General features: G+C 71.8%; 25 protein-coding genes. 14 read left to right on the forward strand and 11 right to left on the reverse strand.

Going from position 1 to position 19,894, the window contains the following annotated elements; genetic code table 11:
* Positions 1–45: 45 nt before the first annotated feature.
* Together VH914_20875 and VH914_20880 are read right to left on the reverse strand one after the other, a co-directional pair.
* Positions 46–906 carry an SDR family oxidoreductase gene (locus VH914_20875; protein HEX4493670.1) on the reverse strand — a complete coding sequence of 287 codons (861 nt, stop codon included), beginning with the start codon at positions 904–906 and terminating at the stop codon, positions 46–48.
* The gene (locus VH914_20880) at positions 903–1,154 is read right to left on the reverse strand and encodes a helix-turn-helix domain-containing protein (GenBank protein HEX4493671.1); all 252 of its coding nucleotides are present in this window, start codon (positions 1,152–1,154) and stop codon (positions 903–905) included. Before VH914_20880 ends, VH914_20875 begins: the two co-directional genes overlap by 4 nt.
* Positions 1,155–1,336: 182 nt before the next feature.
* Between VH914_20880 and VH914_20885 the strand changes: the two genes are divergently transcribed.
* Genes VH914_20885 through VH914_20925 form a run of 9 tightly spaced genes read left to right on the forward strand, consistent with a single transcriptional unit; the run spans position 1,337 to position 7,610 of the window.
* The gene (locus VH914_20885) at positions 1,337–2,062 is read left to right on the forward strand and encodes an SAF domain-containing protein (GenBank protein ID HEX4493672.1); all 726 of its coding nucleotides are present in this window, start codon (positions 1,337–1,339) and stop codon (positions 2,060–2,062) included.
* Positions 2,055–3,155, forward strand: a complete 1,101-nt coding sequence (locus VH914_20890) for a hypothetical protein (GenBank protein ID HEX4493673.1) — start codon at positions 2,055–2,057, stop codon at positions 3,153–3,155. Before VH914_20885 ends, VH914_20890 begins: the two co-directional genes overlap by 8 nt.
* Positions 3,152–4,423 carry an ATPase, T2SS/T4P/T4SS family gene (locus VH914_20895; protein HEX4493674.1) on the forward strand — a complete coding sequence of 424 codons (1,272 nt, stop codon included), beginning with the start codon at positions 3,152–3,154 and terminating at the stop codon, positions 4,421–4,423. The genes VH914_20890 and VH914_20895 overlap by 4 nt, the downstream gene beginning before the upstream one ends.
* A complete protein-coding gene (locus tag VH914_20900; GenBank protein ID HEX4493675.1) occupies positions 4,420–5,295 on the forward strand; it encodes a type II secretion system F family protein in 876 nt (291 codons plus the stop codon). Before VH914_20895 ends, VH914_20900 begins: the two co-directional genes overlap by 4 nt.
* On the forward strand, positions 5,292–6,209 hold the full coding sequence (locus VH914_20905) for a type II secretion system F family protein (protein ID HEX4493676.1): 918 nt from the start codon (positions 5,292–5,294) through the stop codon (positions 6,207–6,209). The genes VH914_20900 and VH914_20905 overlap by 4 nt, the downstream gene beginning before the upstream one ends.
* A 36-nt stretch (positions 6,210–6,245) precedes the next feature.
* Complete coding sequence (locus VH914_20910; GenBank protein ID HEX4493677.1) at positions 6,246–6,428, forward strand: hypothetical protein; 183 nt, start codon at positions 6,246–6,248, stop codon at positions 6,426–6,428.
* Positions 6,401–6,799 carry a hypothetical protein gene (locus tag VH914_20915; GenBank protein ID HEX4493678.1) on the forward strand — a complete coding sequence of 133 codons (399 nt, stop codon included), beginning with the start codon at positions 6,401–6,403 and terminating at the stop codon, positions 6,797–6,799. Before VH914_20910 ends, VH914_20915 begins: the two co-directional genes overlap by 28 nt.
* Positions 6,796–7,200: a hypothetical protein gene (locus VH914_20920; GenBank protein ID HEX4493679.1), complete on the forward strand. Its 405-nt coding sequence runs from the start codon at positions 6,796–6,798 to the stop codon at positions 7,198–7,200. The genes VH914_20915 and VH914_20920 overlap by 4 nt, the downstream gene beginning before the upstream one ends.
* A complete protein-coding gene (locus tag VH914_20925; GenBank protein HEX4493680.1) occupies positions 7,197–7,610 on the forward strand; it encodes a pilus assembly protein TadG-related protein in 414 nt (137 codons plus the stop codon). The genes VH914_20920 and VH914_20925 overlap by 4 nt, the downstream gene beginning before the upstream one ends.
* Positions 7,611–7,632: 22 nt before the next feature.
* On the opposite strand, the gene VH914_20930 is transcribed toward VH914_20925, so the two are convergent.
* The 5 genes from VH914_20930 to VH914_20950 all read right to left on the reverse strand — a co-directional run bounded on the left by VH914_20930 (position 7,633) and on the right by VH914_20950 (position 11,327).
* Positions 7,633–8,997 carry a hypothetical protein gene (locus VH914_20930; protein ID HEX4493681.1) on the reverse strand — a complete coding sequence of 455 codons (1,365 nt, stop codon included), beginning with the start codon at positions 8,995–8,997 and terminating at the stop codon, positions 7,633–7,635.
* The gene (locus tag VH914_20935; protein ID HEX4493682.1) at positions 8,994–9,458 is read right to left on the reverse strand and encodes a hypothetical protein; all 465 of its coding nucleotides are present in this window, start codon (positions 9,456–9,458) and stop codon (positions 8,994–8,996) included. Before VH914_20935 ends, VH914_20930 begins: the two co-directional genes overlap by 4 nt.
* Positions 9,455–10,036, reverse strand: coding sequence for a hypothetical protein (locus VH914_20940; GenBank protein HEX4493683.1), 582 nt, complete (start codon positions 10,034–10,036; stop codon positions 9,455–9,457). The genes VH914_20935 and VH914_20940 overlap by 4 nt, the downstream gene beginning before the upstream one ends.
* 80 nt (positions 10,037–10,116) lie before the next feature.
* Positions 10,117–10,803 (reverse strand): hypothetical protein, encoded by a 687-nt coding sequence (locus tag VH914_20945; GenBank protein ID HEX4493684.1) that lies wholly within the window; start codon positions 10,801–10,803, stop codon positions 10,117–10,119.
* On the reverse strand, positions 10,800–11,327 hold the full coding sequence (locus VH914_20950; GenBank protein ID HEX4493685.1) for a MauE/DoxX family redox-associated membrane protein: 528 nt from the start codon (positions 11,325–11,327) through the stop codon (positions 10,800–10,802). Before VH914_20950 ends, VH914_20945 begins: the two co-directional genes overlap by 4 nt.
* Before the next feature lie 326 nt (positions 11,328–11,653).
* On the opposite strand from VH914_20950, the gene VH914_20955 reads away from it, so the two are divergent.
* The 4 genes from VH914_20955 (at position 11,654) to msrB (ending at position 17,334) form a co-directional block, all read left to right on the forward strand.
* Positions 11,654–14,854 carry a DEAD/DEAH box helicase gene (locus tag VH914_20955; GenBank protein HEX4493686.1) on the forward strand — a complete coding sequence of 1,067 codons (3,201 nt, stop codon included), beginning with the start codon at positions 11,654–11,656 and terminating at the stop codon, positions 14,852–14,854.
* On the forward strand, positions 14,854–15,126 hold the full coding sequence (locus VH914_20960) for a hypothetical protein (GenBank protein HEX4493687.1): 273 nt from the start codon (positions 14,854–14,856) through the stop codon (positions 15,124–15,126). The genes VH914_20955 and VH914_20960 overlap by 1 nt, the downstream gene beginning before the upstream one ends.
* Positions 15,127–15,309: 183 nt before the next feature.
* Positions 15,310–16,518 (forward strand): amidohydrolase family protein, encoded by a 1,209-nt coding sequence (locus VH914_20965; GenBank protein ID HEX4493688.1) that lies wholly within the window; start codon positions 15,310–15,312, stop codon positions 16,516–16,518.
* Positions 16,519–16,905: 387 nt separating this feature from the next.
* On the forward strand, positions 16,906–17,334 hold the full coding sequence (gene msrB, locus VH914_20970) for a peptide-methionine (R)-S-oxide reductase MsrB (GenBank protein HEX4493689.1): 429 nt from the start codon (positions 16,906–16,908) through the stop codon (positions 17,332–17,334).
* A gap of 193 nt (positions 17,335–17,527) precedes the next feature.
* On the opposite strand, the gene ssb is transcribed toward msrB, so the two are convergent.
* Complete coding sequence (ssb, locus tag VH914_20975; GenBank protein HEX4493690.1) at positions 17,528–17,956, reverse strand: single-stranded DNA-binding protein; 429 nt, start codon at positions 17,954–17,956, stop codon at positions 17,528–17,530.
* 128 nt (positions 17,957–18,084) lie between these two features.
* Entirely contained in the window at positions 18,085–18,309 is a 225-nt protein-coding gene (locus VH914_20980; GenBank protein ID HEX4493691.1) for a hypothetical protein, read from the reverse strand.
* 73 nt (positions 18,310–18,382) lie between these two features.
* Here VH914_20980 and VH914_20985 point away from each other — a divergent pair, with 73 nt between their 5' ends.
* The gene (locus VH914_20985) at positions 18,383–19,096 is read left to right on the forward strand and encodes a hypothetical protein (protein HEX4493692.1); all 714 of its coding nucleotides are present in this window, start codon (positions 18,383–18,385) and stop codon (positions 19,094–19,096) included.
* A gap of 15 nt (positions 19,097–19,111) precedes the next feature.
* Here VH914_20985 and VH914_20990 read toward each other — a convergent pair whose 3' ends face one another.
* Together VH914_20990 and VH914_20995 are read right to left on the reverse strand one after the other, a co-directional pair.
* Positions 19,112–19,387, reverse strand: coding sequence for a hypothetical protein (locus tag VH914_20990; protein ID HEX4493693.1), 276 nt, complete (start codon positions 19,385–19,387; stop codon positions 19,112–19,114).
* Positions 19,388–19,391: 4 nt separating this feature from the next.
* The coding region (locus tag VH914_20995; GenBank protein HEX4493694.1) for an FtsX-like permease family protein at positions 19,392–19,894 on the reverse strand (503 nt) is incomplete at its 5' end.

Consider the following 19,894-nt stretch of genomic DNA (forward strand, 5'->3'; position numbering starts at 1 on the left):
GCCGGCGTCGCCGGCGCACAGTGGAGCACCGCGCGGCGCGGTGCGTCAACGAACGAGCTGCTCGCTCACGGTCCAGAGCCGCGCCGCCGCGGCGTCGTCCTCGGCGGCCTTCGACGGCTTGGCGAGGGTCGAGTTGGCGAAGTACTGACCGGTCACGCCGTCGACCGTCGGCGACGACGCCAAGAACACCGACGTCTCGGCGCCTTTCGTCGCGTTCTTGGCGAACGGTCGACCCGCGATCATCGCGAGGTTGCCGAGCCGGCCGGTGTCGCCTTCGCGCGCGAAGTTGCTCGCGACGAAGCCGGGGTGGACGGAGTTCGCGGTGACGCCGGTGTCGTCGAGGCGGCGCGCGAGCTCGCGCGTGAAGAGGATGTTCGCGAGCTTCGAGCGCGCGTAGATGAGGAATCCCCGGTAGTGGCGCGTCGCCATGAGGTCGTCGAAGTCGAGGCCCTTGCGCGCGAAGCGGTGCGCGTCGGACGCGACGTTCACGACGCGGGCCGGCGCGCTCGCGACCAGTCGCTCGCGCAGCAGCTGCGTCAACAGGAAGTGACCGAGATGGTTCACGCCGAACGTCGTCTCGAAGCCGTCGGCGGTCTCGCTGCGTTTGCGCATCGTGAGGCCCGCGTTGTTCAGCAGGACGTCGATGCGGTCGTGCGACGCGAGGAGCTGTTCCGCGAACGCGTGGATCGACGCCATCGACGCGAGGTCGAGCGACGCGAGCTCGACGTCGTCGTTGCTCGATCGACTCGTGATCTCCGCGACCGCAGCCTCACCCTTGGCGCGGTTGCGCGCCGCGACGACGATGCGCGCACCCATGCCCGCGAGCGCGACCGCGGCTTCCTTGCCGATGCCCGAGTTGCCGCCGGTGATGACGATGGTGCGCCCGCGCAGGTCGGGCGGGCTCACGTGGCGCGTCGGCTCGACGCCGAGGGCGACTGGTCGTGACCGGGCTGGCTGCGCACCCACGCGATCAGCTCGTCGCGCAGGAAACGGATCTCGCGACCTTCCGGGAAGCGGTGGGCGGGGATGCGCCCTTCGCGCACCATGCGCCGCAGGTACTCGACGTGCACGTGGAGCAGGTCGGCCGCCATCGCGGTCGTGAGGACCTCGGGGAAGTCGGCGGACGGCTCGTTGGTCGGGGGGTTCGTCGCCATCGCGGCAGCCTACGACGCGGGGCGGCTCGACATGGTGATACACGCATCTGCGCAGCTTGAGACGCTTTTGCCGTCCTGTGGACTGACCGATTTGCACCAATTCGACGTATATGAAAGGCTCTCGGGCTCGAACGGAGGGGTGGGGCGCCCGTGCAGCATATCGACTTGGTACAGTCTGAGACATGTTGACGCACACCGAGTCGCGTCAGACCAGGAGCGACGGCCCGACGGCACCGGGATCGACGGTAGCAAGCCGGCCGCTGCGGAGCCGGGTCTCGAGCGGGCACGTCGTGATGGTGGTGGCCGGGCTGCTCGGCCTGCTCCTCAGTCTCGCGGTCCTGCGGCGGGCGGATTCGAGCGTCGCGGTGCTCGTCGCCCGCCACGATCTCGCGCCGGGGACGCGGATCGACGCCGCCCTCTTCCGGGCGACCGACGTCCACGTCGACCCGGCTCCGCTCGCCAACCTCGTCACGCCCGCGGCGATCGCCGCGCTTCAGGGCCGAGTCGTGCGCGCGCCGATGCTCGCGGGCGACCTCCTCGAACGCAGCGACCTCGTCGCGCCGGCGACGGGTGCGGCGGCGCGATCGGTGAGCTTCCCCGTCGACGAGTCGGTCGCGGTCGACGGCCAGCTCGGCGCGGGCGACCGCATCGACGTGCTCGCCGCCTCCGACGACGGCGCGCGCTCGGGCTACGTCCTCGCGGGCGCCGACGTCGTCGCGGTGCACTCGGACGGCAGCGGGCCGCTCCGCGCGGGCGACGGCCAGATCACGATCACCGTCACGGTCGACGCCGCGGGTGCGCAACGACTCGCGAGCGCGCTGCACGGCGATCATCTCCTCGTCGTGCGCGCGACCGGCGCGCCGGCGGCCGCGCCAACCGAGTGGTTCGCCGACGCGGGCGATGGCTGAGCCCGAGATCGCGCTCGTCTTCTCGGCCGAGGAATGGGTCGAGCTGCTGCACCGGCACTGCAGCGACCACGGCGGCGCGCGCGTGCGACAGCTCCTTGTCGATCCCGAGCTCGCGCTCGACGAGGAGTACTCGACCCTCGTGACCGGCCACCGCTGGCCCGCGCTCACACCTGCGCTCGTCGACGAGCTCCATCATCACGGTCGCTCGGTCCTCGGTGTGTGGGACCGCGCCGAGCCCGACAGTCGCGTGCTGCTCGCCGCGGCGGGTGTCGACGGGATGGTCGCGAGCGATGCCGCGGCGGCGGAGATCGTCGACGCGATCACCGCACTGCCACGCGTCGCCGACGCACCCGCGCCCGTCATCGACGACGTACTGCCCTCAGGACTCGGACGGCGGATCGTGGTCGGCGGTCCGGCGGGCGCGGGTTCGACCGAGATCGCCGTCGCACTCGCCTGCGCACTGGGCAGTCGTCGTTTGCGCGCGCTGCTCGTCGATCTCGACGATGTCGCACCCGCGATCGCGACGCGCCTGGGTCTCGCGCTCGAGCCGAACCTGCGGACCGCGCTCGACGCGGTCGAGTTCCACGCGGGCTCGGTGGGCGATGCGATCGTCGCGGCCGGGGGCTTCGACGTCGTCGCGGGCCTGGCCACGCGCACGCGGCTGCGCACCGGTGAGGTGTTGCACGTGCTCGATGCCCTTGGGCGCGATCGCGCGAACGTCGTTGTCGACATCGCGGCTCCCGGTGACGGCTCGCCCGGACTCGTCTCGGGCGTCGTCGGAACGGCCGACCTGCTCGTCGCCGTGACCGGGCCGAGCCCGGTGGGGATCGCGCGCTTCGTCGGCTGGCTCGCCGACGTGCTGCCGGCGGCGCCCCGGATCGCGCTGCACGTTGTCGTCGACCGCGCACCCATGTCGGCCTTCCGACGCGGCGAGATCCAGGACGAGGTGCGCGCGTCGGCGCCGGCGGCGACGATCACGTTCGTGCCGTCCGACCGGCGCGTCGACGAGGCCGCGTGGGCCGGCACGACCGTGACGCGCGGGCCGTTGTTCCGCGCGGTTCGAGAGCTCGCGCGCGCGATCGGATCGTCGTGACCGACGACGGCGGCGCGTACGACGTCATCCGGCGAGCCGCGCTCGAGCGCGTGGAGGCGCGGCGGCTGCGGCCGGATCGCGATCTCGACGCAGTTCGGCACGAGGTCCGCGGCGCGGTCGACGACTACGAGCGCGACGCGCGTCTCGGTGTGACGCTGCCGCTCGGCGACCCGGGAGCGATGACGGCGCGCGTCGTGCAGGCGCTCACCGACTTCGGGCCGCTGAGCGAGCTCCTCGCGCGCGACGACATCGAAGAGGTGTTCGTCGAGGGTGGGCGCGTCTCGTATCTCGACACGCGCGGCCGCCTGCGCGGTCTGACGGTACCGACGACCGAAGAGGAGAACCGCCGGATCGTCGACCGGTTGCTCGCCTCGACCGACCGGCATCTCAGCACGAAGCACCCGCTCGTGCAGGCGCGCGTGCTCCAGGGATCGGCCCGCCTCACTGCCGCGATCTCGCCGGTCGCGGATCGACTGTCGGCGACGCTGCGCCGCTACACGGTCAGCGACGTCACGCTCGACGAGCTCGTGCGGCGAGACGCGTTGAGTGAGGTGGCCGCCGACTTCCTCGGCGCGCTCGTTCGGCTGCGCTCGCGCATCGTCGTGTCGGGCGAGCCCGGCGCGGGCAAGACGACGCTCCTCGGCGCGTTGATCGCCGCGGTGCCGCCGCACCACTGCGTGCGCGGCTGCGAGGAGATCCGCGAGCTCGCGGTGCCGCTCGTGCACGGCGCGTACTACGAGGTGCGGCCACCCGGCCTCGACGGCACCGGCGAGATCGATCTCCGCGCGCTCGTGAAGTTCGTCCTGGGCATGAGGCCCGATCGCATCGTGGTCGGCGAGGTGCGCGGCGGCGAGGCCTTCGAGCTCACGCGTGCGATCAACGCGGGCTGCGGATTCCTCTGCACGGTCCATGCGAACAGCGCGAGCGAGGCGCTCGACGCGCTCGTGAACGCGGCGTTGATGGCGGGAGAGAACGTGACGGAGCCCGTCGTGCGGCGCGTGTTCGCGCGCTCGATCGACGTCGTCGTGCACGTCGAGCGAGGCGCGATCGGTGCCGCGACGGGACGCGAGGTGCGCGAGATCGTCGCGGTCGCACCATCGCTCGGCGACGGCTTCACCTGCGAGCCGTTGTTCACGCGTGCCGCGCCCGGTCGCCCGTTGGAATGGACGGGTGCGCTGCCACCCGGCTTGGAAGCCCGTCTCGATCGGGTCCTTCCCGCGGGCGCGCGTCTGCGCGATCGCCTCGAACCCGCGCTGAGGTCGGCGTGAGACTGCTCGCAGCACTCTGCTTCGGCGTATGCGGCGCGTTGCTTGCGGGCGCGCTCGTCGGCGTGCCGTTGCGGTGGCGCGCGTGGCGGCCGCGCCCGCGCGCCGGTCGCGAGTCGTGGTCGGAACGGCTGGCGCGCTCCGGTGCGCGGGTCAGCGTGCTACAGCTCGTCGCGGGATCGGGCGCGGCCGGGATCGCGGCGATCGCGCTCGTCGACGCGCTCACGGGCTCCGTGTTCGTCGGGATCGTGCCCGCGATCGGGATCGCGGCGACACCGGCGGCCTATTTCGCCCGCCGCCGCGCGCGCTTGGAGCACGACGTGCAGGCCGCCTGGCCCGACGCGTTGCGCGACGTGCTCGCGTCGATCGCTGCGGGGCGGTCGCTCACCCAGGCGTGTCATGAGCTGGGGGAGCACGGCCCGTTGCCGCTGCGGGACGCGTTCGCGCAAGTGTCGCGACGGGCGCGCATGACGGGGCTCGCGCCCGCGCTCGAGGCGGCGAAGGACGACCTCGGCGACCCGGTGTCCGACCGCGTGCTCGAGGTGATGCTGCTGGCGGAGGAGACCGGCGGGTCGGTGGTGCGGATCGTCCTGTCGGACCTGGTGGCGTCGATCACGAAGGACCTCGAGGTCGCGGAGCAGATCGAGACCGACGGGCTGGAGATGCGCATCAACGCGCGGTCGGTCGTCGCGCTCCCGTGGGTCGTGCTCGTCGCGTTGACCGCCGGTCACGGGCCGTTCCGCGACTTCTACCGGTCGGGCGCGGGGATCGCGACCATCGCGGTCGGTCTCGTGCTCAGCGTCCTCGGCTTCCTGCTCGTGAACCGGCTGGCGCGGACGCCGCCCGAGCCGCGCGTCTTGGGCGGGCGACCGTGACCACGACCGTCGTGCTCGCTGCCATCTGCATCGCGATCGCGTGCGCGACCGCGGCGCGCCAGCTCAATCCGCCGCCCGCGCGCCTCGCCGTGCGCGTCCGTCCCTACGCGGTCGCCAGCCGTTCGCGGCTCGGCCATCCCGCGGTGCCGATCGAGGCCGAGCCGGTGGTCGGGCGGCTGTTCGGGCCGCCGCTCGCCGCGCTCGCGCGCCGGGTCAGCCGGGTCGTCGAGTCGCGAACCGACCGGCACCTGGAGCTGCGGCTCGCGCAGGCGGGCTTCGTCGACGTGTCCGTCGACGAGCACCGGGTCCGCCAGGTCGCGCAAGGCACGCTCGCGGCGATCGTGGGCGGCGCGGTCGGTGCGGTTCTCCTCCGCGCGCCGGTCGCGACGCTCGCGGTCGCGGCGGGCGCCGGCTTCTGGGGCGTCACCCGCGCTCGGGCCGCGGTCGACCGTGCGATCGAGCAGCGTGCGGATCGCATCCGGCTCGAGCTGCCGACGATCGCGCAGCTGCTCGCGCTCCACGTGCGCGCGGGAGCGGGACCGATGCAAGCGGTGCAGCGCGTCGTCGCGCGCGGGCACGGTGTCGTCGTCGACGAGCTCGATACCGCGCTGCGGCACGCGCGTACGGGTGGGCGCGAGGCCGACGCGTTCCGCGCGATCGCGGCGACGACGCCCGATCCCAGCGCGGCGCGCACGTACGAGCTGTTCGCGATCGCGGTCGAGCGCGGCGCCGACCTCGCGGAAGGTCTGCTCGCACTGTCGAGCCAACTGCGCGAGGCGCGCCGGGAAGCCGTGCGTAAGCAGGCCGTGCGCCGACGCGCCGCCATGTTGCTGCCGACGATCGGGATCCTCGCCCCGATCATGTTGCTCTTCATCGCCGCGCCCTTGCCCTCGATCGTGCTCGGACATCGATAGGACATCACGAGGAAGCGTCAACCGGGAGGGAACCCGATGTTGCAGTACCTGTACGTATTCGTCACGCAGCGCATGCGGCGCTCGCAAGCCGGACTCGCGACCGCGGAGCTGCTCGGCAACGCCGCGCTCGGTGTCGCCGCGCTCGTCGTCATCTGGGCCGCGCTCCAGGCGCTCGGACTCGACATCGTGTCGTGGATCCGCACACAGGTGATGGGCTGAGCCGGCGACGAGAAGACGGCTTCGCCACGCTGCAGTACGTGCTCGCGGTGGGCATGTCGTTGCTGCTGCTCGTGTTGATCGCGAACCTGCTCGTCGACCTGTACGCGCGCGCGGCGGTGCGTGACGCCGTCGAGGAGGGCACCCATGCGGTGGTCGCGCGCGACGCGTCGCCGACCGCGTGCGAGCAGCACGCGCGTTCGGCCCTCGACGGATTGCTGCGCGGCCCGATCGGTCGGGACGTCGAGGTGCGCTGTGTCGTCGCCCCCGCGAGCGTGCTCGCGACGGCCGACGTCCGCCTACCGTCGTGGCTGCCGCTCCTGGTGCCCGACTGGCGGTTCACCGTGCGCGCGGTCGCGACGCGCGAGCAATGAGGCGCGACGTGCGCGGCTTCGTCGCCATCGAGTTCCTGCTCGCGATCGCGCTGCTGCTCCTGCCCGTCGTCCTGCTCGTCGCGTCGTTGCCGCAGTGGTCGGAACGCCAGCACGCCGCGACCGTCGCGGCCGACGAAGCCGCGCGGGTCGCGATCGCGGCGTGGCCCGCCGACGGCACCACGCCCGCGACCGAAGCCGCCGACACCGTCGCTTCGACCTATGGGGTCCCGGCGTCCGACCTCGACGTCACGATCTCGCCGCCACCGCCGCGCGGAGGGCTCCTGACCGTCACCGTGACGATTCGCATGCCGGCGATCGCGGCGCCGCTCCTCGCGCACGCGGCGGCGTGGTCGTGGACCGCGCACGAGTCGCGCCGCATCGACGACTATCGCAGCCGATGAGGCGCGACGAGCGCGGCACCACGACCTTGTGGGTCCTCGGCCTCTGCATCATCGTGCTGTTCCTCGGCGGTCTGAGCCTCGACCTGTGGCGCGTGATCACGGTGCGGCGGTCGCTGGTCGCGATGGCCGACGCGGGCGCGACCGCGGGCGCCGACGGCCTCGATCAGAACGCGCTGCGCGCGGATCGCATCGCGCTCGACCCTGCGCTCGCACGCGCCGAAGCCGACGATGCCTTGCGCGCGCAATCGGGCTGGCCGGCAGTCGACGACGCCGACGTCGCGGTCGCGCCGAATCAGGTGACGGTCACGCTGCAGGCGCACGTCTCGTTCACGCTGCTCGGGATCTTCGTGCACGGCGACCCGATCACCGTGCGGGTGTCGTCGTCGGCGCAGCCGCGGGTCGAGCCGTAGCGAGCCGGCGCGGACGCACGGCTCAGTTGTCCTGCGCGATCCAGTAGCCGTCGCCGTCCGGGTGCGCGGCGATCTCGACCGCGGCGCCGGGTGGCGCGTGCCCGTCGCGCAGGCCACCGTGATAGGGCGCGTCGCCGAAGCAGAACACGCCGCCGTCGCCCGCGAGCAGCCAGTAGCCGCGGTCGTCGGGCGTTGCGGCCATGTCGACGATCGGCTGGTTGAGCGCGATGTCGCCGGTCGAGCCGTGGAACTTGGCGTTGCCGAAGGCGAAGATGCCGCCGTCGGAGGCGACGAGCCAGTAGCCGTGGCCGCGCCGGCTCGGCGCCATGCCGACGATCGGCCGGTTCAGCCGGAGCGCGCCGGTAGAGCCGAAGAAGCGGGCGTCGCCGAACGAGAAGATCCCGCCGTCGGCGGCCACGAGCCAGTAGCCATCGCCGGTCGCGGTCGCGGCGATGCCGACGATCGGCTCGCGCAATCGCATCGCGCCGGTGGAGCCGTGGAAGCGCGCGTCGCCGAAGCAGAAGATCCCGCCGTCGGCGGCGACCAACCAGTAGCCGGCGCCGGTGCGCGTCGACGCGATGCCGACGATGCGCTCGTTCAACCGGATCGCGCCGGTGGAGCCGTGGAAGCGCGCGTCGCCGAAGCAGAAGATCCCGCCGTCGGAGGCGACCAACCAGTAGCCCTTGCCGGTCGGAGTCGCGTCGATCCCGACGATCGGCGCGCGCAACGCGCCGTGCGGTGAACCCATGGCGGCCGCGGTGCCGAACCCGAACACCGATGCTTCTTCGTAATGGAGGCACGGCGCGTCGTGCAGCGCGGTCGCCTGCGATGTCGCCGCGGTCGTGGTGCAGCTCGCGTCGAACTGCCACGGCGGCACGCACGTGACGACGCGGCAGATGATCGGCCCGAGGCACGCAACGTCCTGGTTGCACTGTCCGTAGCGGAACTCGGTGCAGCAGACGTGGCGCTCGTCGCACGTGCCGGTCGCGCAGTGGCATCCGCAGCTCACGCAGCCCGTGCCCGAGCACACCCCGTTGCCGCCGCAGCCGCACGGACCGCAGGTGATGTTGCAATCGATGTAGTAGCGGGCGGCGCCGTTGCAGAAGCCCGAGTTGTCGGCCTTCCACCAGCCCGCAGGCATCGTGCCCGGCGGGCAGGTGTTCATGCCGCCGTTCACCGAGCAGCACATCGCGGTCCAGCCCGAGTTGCAGCCCGCGTCGGGCCCGCACAGCGCCGCGTAGGCGGTGCCCGGCTTCAACAGGAAGCGCAGCGGATTGACAGCGAGCGCGGAGCCGATGACCGCGGTGTTCACGAGGAAGCCGCGCCGCGTCGAGCCGCGGCCGAGCCAGTGCGTGACGCGCGCGACGACCCGTTCGGCGACGGTCACGACGCGGGCTCCGCGTGCGCGATCGCCATCGCGTGGACGCTCGCGTTGACGTCGACGGTCGCGGTCGTGAGCGCGGCGCGACTGCCGGCGACGACGTAGAGGCAGAACGCGCGCCCGTTCTCGGTGAAGAACTGCTGGCACCCGAGCTGGTTCGGGCGCGGGCGTTGCAAGCGACGCGCGCCGAAGTGGTCGAAGGTGAGGACGGGCCGGCCCTGCGCACGGAACAGCGCGCGGTTCGCCGATGCGGGCCCGTACTCGAAGAGCACTGCGAACACGTCGGTCGGGCCCATGGTCGCGGTGACGTTCCCGCCGAAGTCGTCGCGTTGCTCGGGGAGCGCGAAGTTGGCGAGGTGCACGACCGCGTGCGTCTGCTCTCCGGCCGCGGCGATCCGCCGCATGATGCGGCACTCCCACGCGGTCGGCACCGCAACGCTCACGCCGTAGGCCGAGATCTGCCTCATGCGACGTGTCCGATCGCGAGCGCGACGAGCCCGAGCGCGGAGACGCCCTGCACGGCGGCGGTGACGGTCGCGACGCGTGGTCGCACGCGGTCGAGCCGGCGTACGAGCGCGCGCAGCGACTCGGGATCGCGCACGCGCGCGCCCGACAGGATCGGCAGCGCGCGCACCAGGCCGAAGACCGCGCCGACGAGCGCACCACCGACCGTGCTTCCGGCGAGCAACGCGCACGCGAACGCGATCCACGTGGCCGACGCGGTGACGATCGTGACGAACGCGAGCCCGAGCTGCGCGCCGAAGCCCGCGCCGTAGACCCAACCGCGGTACGACACGAGCCAGTTCTCGTTCACCTGCCGGCGGGGACCGGGGACGCGTACGCCGAATCGCTCCGCAAGCAGCGCGACCAGCGCGACGACGCCGACGATCGCGATTGCGGCGCGAGGCAACGGCGCGCCCGCCCAGCCGAGCAGCGCGCCCAGGAGCGCGGCCGCGACCGTCGACGCGACGACGTACGCGGCGACCGTGACCCAGTAGTGCTGACCGCGTGCCCGCTCCCCGAGCGGGTTGATGCTCGCGAGCATCGACTCTCCTCAGGGTGACCAGGCGCTGCGCGCCGCCGCGAGCGCCGCGAGGACGATGCCGACGGCGACGACCGGCGCGTTCACCGGTCGGCGACCCGCGCGATCTCGTCGGCCGTTCGGTAGAGGCTCGTGTCGCCGGGTGTGACGCCGTGGGTGAGGAGCTCGCGGTCGATGAGCCGCTCGTTCGTGTCGTCGGCCGCCTGCTGCAGCAGGTTCCACACCTGCGGCCAGCTCGTGCCGGTGCCTTCGCCGCGCACGCGTCCGGCGGCGCCGTCGACGAGCGCGAAGTAGGGCGAGCCGGGCACGCCGTACGCATCCCACGCCGCGCTCGACAGCACGACCGGTGCCCATCCGGGCGCGAGCGATCGCAACTGGCTCAGGCTCTCGGCCTCGGCGTCCTTCGCGACGATGACGAGTCGCAGCCCGTCCGGCAGCCCGAGCGCGCGCGGGTCGCGGAACGCGTCCCAGAAGCCGCGGCACGTGAGGCAGCCGCTCGATAGGAACGCGAGCAGCGTGCGGTGGCGCGTCCCCGCGATCGACACGTGCACCGCGTCGTCGTGCAGCCCGACCCCGTCGACGTCGAGCGCGGCCGCGAAGCCGGCGCTCGCACGCGGCATGTCGACCCGCACGTCGGTCGACGACTCGTCGAAGCCCGCGCCGAGCGAGTGCAGGCGGCGCAGGATCTCGGCGTGACTGCGCAACAGCCCCGCGACGAGAACGGTGAGGAGGAGGAGCGCGACCGTCTCGATCGCGACGATCGCGGTCACGACTGCCGGTCTTTCGTCACGTGCTGCAATGCGGGCAACGCGTCGAGCGTGAGGGTCAGCAACGCGACGCAGCACCCCACGAGCGCGACGAACACCGCGGCCGTGAACGGCGCGTGCGCGAGGTGCGCGAGCGGGGGACCGTTGCGCGCCGCGACCACGGCCACACACACCGCGGCGACGTCGACGAACAGGTGTGCGGGCGTGACCGTTGCGGTCCCGGAGCCGAGGCAGCCGCATGGTGTCGACGGCGCGCGCCGCCACAGACGGAGCGCGAACGCGGCCAGCGCCGCGTACGCGAGCGCGACGGCGACGGCCGCGACCCGTCCCCACGCCGCGCCGATCACCCCGGCACCGATCTCGACGGCCCCGACGCCGAGCACCGCGACGGTGGGCACACGCGCGCCCGCGGCCCACAGCGCCGCTCGGGCCGGGGCCGGTCGCCGCAGCTTCTGCACCCCCGATCCGACCAGCAACGCGCAGATCGCGAGGTACGGGCCGGCGCTCACCGCCGTTCCGGACGTCATGCCTTTGTTTCGGCGCTCGACCGGCCGAATGAAGAGGGGAAGTTGCGCCGGTCGAGGGTGCGCCGGCGGCCGGGTCCGATGCTCTAGCATGGCAAGGAACGGCCAGATCATCCGGGTCAGCGGAGCCGGATGACGCGGGCGACCGGGTATCTGCAAGCCACCCGGTCCGGAAGGCCGGCGGGTTCCGCCCGCCGACGCTTCGTCCGTTCGTTCTTCGAGGAAGCGCGCCGGCCCGCCGGCGAGCGCCAGCAGCGGAGACTGATGATTCCGACGGGATCGAGACCCGGAGATCGGCGACCGGCGCCGTGTCGCAGGAGCACGCGCCCGTGACGACGTCGATCGTGCCGTCGCTGTCGGAGTGGCAGCTCGAGATGTACGTCGGCGCGGAAGCCGACGGGGTCGCGACGGCCGAGCAACTCGCGGCGCTCGACGCGCACAAGCTCGAGTGGCGCGCCACGCTGGCCCGCCTGCTGCGCGACGCGGAGGAGCACCTCGCGACCGCGAAGACCCTGCGGGGCGAAGAGCGCGCGCAGGTCGTCGCCGACCTCGAGGCGGAACGGAAGCGGCTCGCGACCGCGTGGAACCGACTCACCCGCGGCGCGACCGACGGCGACGACGACGAAGAGGACGACGAGGACGTCGTCGCCCCGGGGCGGGTCCAGCTCCAGGCTTCGTGGGAGCCGGGTCGGGTGGTGGCGTGGGCCGCGGGTCCCGGCACGCCGCTCGCGTCCGGCGACCACGTGACCGGCATGCTCGCCGAGGCGCACGCGCCCGCGCAGGGTTGGACGCGCCACGCGCCGGTACCCGTCCCCGGTGTCGGCAACGCCGACGCGCTCGCGATCCCCGTCGGCGAGGTACTCGGCTGGCTCGTGGCCGCGGGCGCCGACGAGGCCGGCGACGACCTCGCGCCGAGCGTGCGCTGGCTCGGACGCGTCGCGATCTGGGCCGTCGAGCTCGTCGCGCACGGCGCGATGGTGCCGCTGCTGCGGCAGCGCAAGCGGGGGAGCGGCAGCAGCAACGACTCGAACGCGTCGTACTCCGTCCGGTGGACGCCCGCGCTCGTCGACCCGGTGCGGCTCGCGAGCGCGGTCGCCGACATGCCCCGCGCGTTGCTCGCGCTCGATCCCAAGGTCGATGCGCGGGCGCTCACGCGTTCCGCACTCACGGGCATGGTCGACGCGATCTGCCGCGACAGCGCGCGCCGCCTCGAAGTTCCTGCGCCGCCGCCGCGCATCCGCACCGCGACCGACGTCGCCGAAGCGTTCCTCTCGCGTCTCGACGGCAGCGCGTTCGACTCGCCCATCAGGCTCGGGAGTGAGATCTCCGCGCGCGTCGAGCGTTGGGGTCGCTCGGTCACCGGTGAGCACACGCGTCTCATCGTGCGGCTCAACCCGCCCGACGAATCCGACGTCTGGAAGCTCGAGGTGCTCGCGAAGGGACGCGACGGAGATCTCGTCGCGATCGAGCAGGCGATCGTCGACGGCGGCAACGAGCGGCGCGACCTCGAGGACGAGATGGCGCGCCTCGAACGGCTCCTCCCGCCGCTCATGCGGCCGGGCGGAACGCGCCGCGGGCAGGTGGTGCTGAGCCAGGACGAGGCCTGGGACCTCATGACGAACACCGGCGAGCAGCTGCTCGCCGCGGGGTTCGACGTGCGCGTGCCCGCGCTCTCGCGCCGGCGTCCCAAGGCGTCGTTGCGCGTGTTCGCCGACGCGGAGTCGACGACGGCCGTCGGCGCGAACCAGCTCGCCGACGTGCGCTGGTCTGCGGTGTTCGACGACGTCGAGCTGTCGGCCGCCGACATCGCGCGGCTCGCGAAGGAAGCGCGCCCGCTCATCCGCTCCGGTGGCCGCTGGGTCGCGATCGAGAAGGCCGACCTCCAGCAAGCCGCAGAGGCCCTCGCCGAACGGTCGAAGAAGACGCAGCTGACCGGCGGCGAGATGCTGCGGCTCGCCCTCGGTCTCGAAGGCGGCGCGCTCGCGGGCGGGATCAGCGTCCACGGCAACGGCTGGGCCGTCGACCTGCTGAACGCGGCCTCGAACCTCTCCGCCGAGGCGGTGCACGCGCCGTCGGGTTTCAACGGCGAGCTCCGCAGCTACCAGGTCGAGGCGCTCGGTTGGCTCGGCTTCCTCGACTCGGTCGGGCTCGGCGGCTGCCTCGCGCTCGACATGGGTCTCGGCAAGACGCCGACGATGCTCGCGCAGCTCCTGGCGAGCTCGGGCGACGGACCCGCGCTCGTGATCGCGCCTCCCGCGGTCGTCGGCAACTGGAACGCGGAGGCCGCGCGCTTCACGCCGAGCCTGCACGTCGTCGTGCACCACGGTGCGAACCGCGCGTCGGCCGGCGAGCTCGCAACAGAAGTCGCGGGCGCCGACATCGTCATCACGACCTACGGCACCGCGGTGCGCGACGTGGACGCGATCTCCGAGATCACGTGGGACACCGTCATCCTCGACGAGGCCCAGGCCATCAAGAACCCGTCGAACGACACGTCGCAACTGCTGCGTCGCATCGACGCGCGCACGCGTGTCGCGCTCACGGGGACGCCGATCGAGAACGGCCTCGGCGACCTCTGGGCGATCCTCGACTTCACGAACCCCGGTCTCGTCGGCACGCGCCCGCAGTTCATCGCCGCGCTGTCGCGCGACAGCGACAGCACGAAGGTCGTCGGCGAGGACGCGATGCGCGCGCTCAACGGCATCCTCGTGTTCCGCCGCACGAAGATGGAGCCCGAGATCGCGGCCGAGCTGCCCGACCAGATCGACGAGCTCGACCGCTGCTCGATGACGCAGGAGCAGATCGGCCTCTACCAGGCGGTGCTCGACAAGCTCGTCGCCGCGCAGGACGACGACGGTGAGGAGCGCCGCAAAGGCCAGATCCTCGCCGCGATCACCGCGCTGAAGCAGATCTGCAACCACCCCGCCGCGTACGAGCACGACGACGACGGCCCGCTCGACGGTCGCTCCGGCAAGCTCGCGCGGCTCGAAGAGATCGTCGACACCGTGTTCGCCGCGGGTGAGCGGCTGCTCGTGTTCACGCACTTCGCGGAGTGGGGCGTGCGGCTCGCCGCGCACCTCACCAAGCGGATGAGCATGCCGATCGACTGCTACCACGGCGGCCTGACGCGGGGCGTGCGCGATCAGATGATCGACGATTTCCAGGCGCGTGAAGGTCCGGGCGCGCTCGTGCTGTCGCTCAAGGCCGGCGGCACCGGTCTCAACCTCACCGCCGCGAGTCACGTCGTGCTGTACGACCGCTGGTGGAATCCCGCCGTCGAGGACCAGGCGCGCGACCGCGCGTGGCGGATCGGGCAGACGCGCACGGTCATCTGCCACCGCTTGATCTGTCCGGGCACCGTCGACGAGCGCGTCGAGGAAGTCGTCGCGGGCAAGCGGCGCATCGCGGATCTCGTGCTGCCGAAGTCGAGCTCGCTCGCCGATCTCGACAGTGGCCAGCTGCGCGTCGCGCTCGGCATCCGCGCCGACGAGGTGCTCACCGACGACCTCGCCGCGACCGGAGGTGCGTGATGGCGAACCGGAAGCGCAACAAGCGCGGTGGGCGCGCGCGCAAGCCGTCGACCCGCGACTTCTGGGGCGTCGAGCACGACGACGAGGAGACGATCGAGCTCATCCGTCCGTCGGAGGACCCGACGGCGATGATCCGCTCGCTCGGCCCGCCGCCGCTGCCGAGCCGCGAGACCGTCGCCGAGCACTACTTCGTCGCCGTCTACGAGAAGGCGACCGCGCTCGCCACCGCGCTCGCCGCCGCCTCGGACCTCCTCGACATGGGCGACGACTGAGCTTTCTGGTCGCGCTCGCTGCGCTCGCCGCTCCTGACGCGTGATGGGAGTGGGTCGGGCGGTCCGCGAAGCGACCCGCCCGTTCCGGCGACTACTGAGTTTTCTGGTCGCGCTCGCCGCGCTCGCCGCTCCTCGCTGCGCTCGCCGTGCTGCGGGCACGATGCCGGTGAGAGACTGATCGGCATGCCGTACGTGACCGGCCGGATCGTCCACGATGCCGACGCGCACATCATGGAGCCGCCGACGTGGTTACGCGACCACGCCGATCCCGGCATCCGTGATCGCATCAAGCCGCTCGAGCTGGCGAGCGGTAACGAGCTGCGCCAGACCGGCGATCCCGACGAGCAGCGACGCGACCTCGACACTGCGTTCGACCGCATTCGCGCCAAGCACGCGTCCGCCGAGTACCGCGCCGTCGAAGCCGACGAGATCATGGCCCGCAAGAACTTCGCGGCGACGGGATCGTTCATCGCCGAGGACCGCCCGCGCGCGCTCGATCTGCTCGGCTTCGCGAGCCAGCTCGTGTTCAACACGTTCCACAACGGACGGCTGCACGAGTGGGAGCACCGCGGCGACGTCGACTTCGCGTACGGCGTCGCGCGCGCACACAACCGCGGCATGACCGAGTTCTGCGCGGCCGACGCGCGACTGCTGTCGACCTTGTACGTGCCGCTCGTCGATTTCGAGCGCGCGGTCGCGATGGCCGACGAGGCGATCGCAATGGGCGCGGCCGCGTTGCTCGTCGCGTCGGGCTGCCCGCCCGAGCACTCGCCGTCGCACCGCGCGCTCGATCCGGTGTGGGCGCGCGCCGAGGAAGCGGGCGTGCCCATCGTCTTCCACGTCGGCGGCACCGGCGAGCTCATCGACCCCGCCTACTTCCGCAACGGTCTTCCGATCCCGCCCGACTTCCACGGCGGCGAGGAGAACTTCCGCTCCGTCGACTACATGGGCATCCCGGTGCCGCCGGCCCAGACGCTGGCGACCCTGATCTTCGACGGCGTGCTGGAGGCCTTCCCCGATCTGCGCATCGGGGTGATTGAGCAGGGCGCCGTGTGGGTGCCGTCCTGGCTGCGCCAGATGGAGTCCGCCTTCGAGGCGTTCCACCGCCACGAGGAGCGTCTGCAGGCGCTCTCGCTGCGGCCGAGCGACTACGTCCACCGACAGTGCCGCTTCACGCCCTACCCGACCGAGGACGTGGGCTGGATTGTGGAACAGGGCGGCGCCGATCTGGTGCTGTTCTCCTCCGACTATCCGCACGTGGAGGGCGGGCGCAAGCCGCTGGAGCGCTTCGAGGCCTCGCTGGGCGATGCCGATGCCGAGGTGCGCCGCCAATTCTACACCGACAACTTCCTCTTCCTCATGGGCAGCGCCGGCGTCGGGTTGGCGGCCTGAGCCCGGAACTCCCGCGGCGTGTCAGGTCCCGCTGCGCGGCACGGACCGAGACGACACCACCGAGCCCCGGGAGGTGCAGTCCACCGACGGGTAGTCGCACATGGTCTTCTGGAGCCATGGCTGCAACTCGGCCGTCGGCTCCCGGGTACTGTGCGCCGGCACGACCCCGATGCCCCCGATCAGAAACATGCTCACCCCCAGGAGCACGCCGCCGACGAACAACTTGAGCCTCTTGCGAGCGTCCACCCCTCGTACCTCCGCATCCCCGGTGTTCCACCCCTAAGTTGTTCCTTAATTGTCGGAATCCAAACCACCTTTCGCCGGATGATGGCGGACGGCGGCCGCCGATCGAGGATGTGTCACCCCCATTGCAGAGAAGGGCCCATCATGTTCACCCGCAAGCCCCGTGGCGCAGAGACGACATTCGAGGTCACCAAGACCGAGGAGGAGTGGAAGGGAGCGCTCCCCGCTGACCGTTATGCCGTGCTGCGCCGTGCCGGCACCGAGCCCCCGTGGTCGGGTGAGCTGCTGCATGTCGACGGTGCCGGGGTCTTCCATTGCGCTGTCTGCGGCGCCGAGCTCTTCGACACCCATGCGAAATTCGACTCCGGCACCGGCTGGCCCAGTTTTGACCGGGCCCGCGCCGCGGGCACCGTCGTGGAGCGCAGGGAGCGCAGCTTCGGCATGGCGCGCACCGAGATCCTGTGTGCCCGGTGCGGTGGCCATCTGGGACATGTCTTCCCCGATGGGCCCACCGACACCGGGCAGCGCTACTGCGTCAACTCGCTCTCGCTGACCTACGAGCCCGAGGCCTGATCCTCCATCAGGTCGTGGGGCCCGCTGCGCGCTGGCGGGTACGGGCGCGCCGCACCAGCGCGCCGGCACAGGCGACCGCGCCCGCCGCCGCGCCCGTGGCTGAGGCAGGACCCGCCATGATGTGCGCCGTCACGCTGGCCAGGTGCGCGACCAGCGCTGGCCATCCGGGCGTCGTGATGAGCCACGGCATCGTTCAGGCCTCGACGGCCAACGCCTCAGCGGCGTCGCTGTCGCCATCGCCGTTCTCGGCCGAGACCGACCCACGCCGCTCGACCTTGTGCACGTCGGCCGTGGCGAAGCGCAGGCTGGCCCCCACCTCGTCCGCCGTGATCTCGACCTTGGAACGGTGCTCCCCCTCCTCGGTCTCCCAGGTCCGGTGCTCCAGGCGGCCGGTCACGACGACCCGCATGCCCTTGGTCAGGCTCAGGGCCACGTTCTCCGCCAGATCACGCCAGCAGACGACGTCGAAGAACGACGTCGACTCCTGCCACTCCTGGGTCGCACGGTCCTGCCAACGCCGGTTCACGGCCACGCCGAGCTGGGCCGTTGCCTGCCCCTCACGCGTGTAACGGATCTCGGGTTCACGGGTCAGGTTCCCCGTGATCGTCGTGGTGTTCGCCATCTGCATCCTCGCTTTCGTGGACGCCCTCAGTCCGAGGGCGCTCCCAGCGTGATGGCCTCTCCTTGACGAGAACCTTGCTGGAAACCTCACCGGGCCGAATTTCGCGGGCAAGTCGAGGATGGATCGCTTTACGACTTGGGCTTCATCCCCAGTGTCCGAAGGACGAAGGCGCCGAAGCGTCCGGGCGGCTTCGGCTGCCCGTGGTGGTCGGCCGAATGCCCATAGCGCGAGCCGTAGACGTCGCCGGAGCTCCCGGTCAGTCCCGTTGCCGGCAACGTGTTGGGCTCCTCGTACTTCGGCACCTTGGCCAACCGTCGCTTCTGCTTCCTGGGCTTGTCGCCCGCACTCCCCATGGCATCAGTCTGGCCCAGATGCCCCGGGCGACGCGGCCATCGGACACTGCGGTCTGTGCGAGCATGCAAGGCCATGTTCCGGGACTTCCCGTGCCGCCGCCTGGTACCGCTGGCCGTCGTCACCGCGTTGGCTGCGGCCGTGTCGGCCTGCAGCGGCCCGAGCACGCCATCGGCACACGCCCGAGCGGGCGCCGCGCGCCCGACGACCACCTCGTCGACGGCGGCACGCCGATCGACGGCCCCGTCCGCTGCCCCCGTCCCCACGTCGGTCACGCCGGCGACGCCGGAGTTGTCCTTCTCTCCGTTCACGGCCACGGGCGGCGTCGCCCAGGATCTCCAGGTCGCACAGCAGGTGTCCGGGAGTTGCACGGGCCCGGGCGTAGCCGGCGCGGCCTCCTACCGGTGCACCGCGCAGCACGGCGGCGCCATCTACGACCCCTGCTTCGCCCCTCCCCGGGCGACCAAGGGGCCGCTCCTCTGCGTGCCCGACCCGAGCGTGACGGACATCACCCGGTTCGCCGTCGGCGCGCTGCCCCCGGCATCGAAGGCAGCGCCGCAGAAGAGCGTCTGGGCCGTGCGGCTCCAGAACGGCGAAGTCTGCGTGCACGTCAACGCGGCGTGGGACGGGCGGGGGCCCTATGCCTGCCCCACGCCGAGCGCGACGAACGCGGTCGCCGACTGCCATTCGCCCACCCATAGTGCACACGGGTGGACCGTCGAGTGCCAGGCCACGCAGAGCGCCTCGAGCCCATTCAACGCGGTCGGGGTCGTCAACGTCTGGAACTGAGCGACCCGTCCGAGGCTAGCTGCGGCTGCTGCGGAGCATGCGACCGCCGATGACATAGAGGGTCACCCCGATGACGAGGGAGCCCAGAATGACCCAGCGCACGACGGCCGTCTCGAGGGACGTCGGCGACCCGTTCGAGCTGATCTCGGCGAAGCCCCCACCGATGACCAGCGCGACGAAAGCCAGGACGGCGCAGACCAGCGATCCCTTGCGGGCGTTGTTGCAGAAGAAGCGAGACTGCGACAGGTCGGGCTTCGAGCCGTTCGCGGCGGACTCCCGCTGGCCCGTCACACGGTCAGACGTCGAGGAAGCGGCGGATCGCGATGGCGGAGCCGATGGAGCCGATCGCCATGCCGACGATGACCGCGACGACGTTGGTCAGTAAGACCTCGGATCCGGACATGTGCATCGCCGTGAAGATGTTGCTGGACGTCTTCCCACCACCCTCGTGGTTGATGAAGAGGTACACGAAATAGACCACGACGGCCGCGAGTAACGACCCGAACAGACCCTGCAGGAGTCCCTCGGACATGAACGGGATCCGGATGAACCAGTTGGTGGCCCCGACCAGCTTCATCACAGAGACCTCCCGCCGTCGGGCGAAGATGGCCATGCGGATGGTGTTGAGGATCAGGACAGCGGCTGAAATGATCAGCACGATGGCGATGGCGAGGCAGACCCACTTCGAGACGTTGATCACCGTCTCCTCGTTGTGGATCGTCTGCTGCGGCTCGGTCACCGACAGGACGCCGGCGGTGCCGCTGAAGGTGTGCACCACCTGCGCCGCGTCACTCAGTG

The organism is Acidimicrobiia bacterium (assembly GCA_036271555.1).
GTDB lineage: Bacteria > Actinomycetota > Acidimicrobiia > IMCC26256 > PALSA-610 > DATBAK01.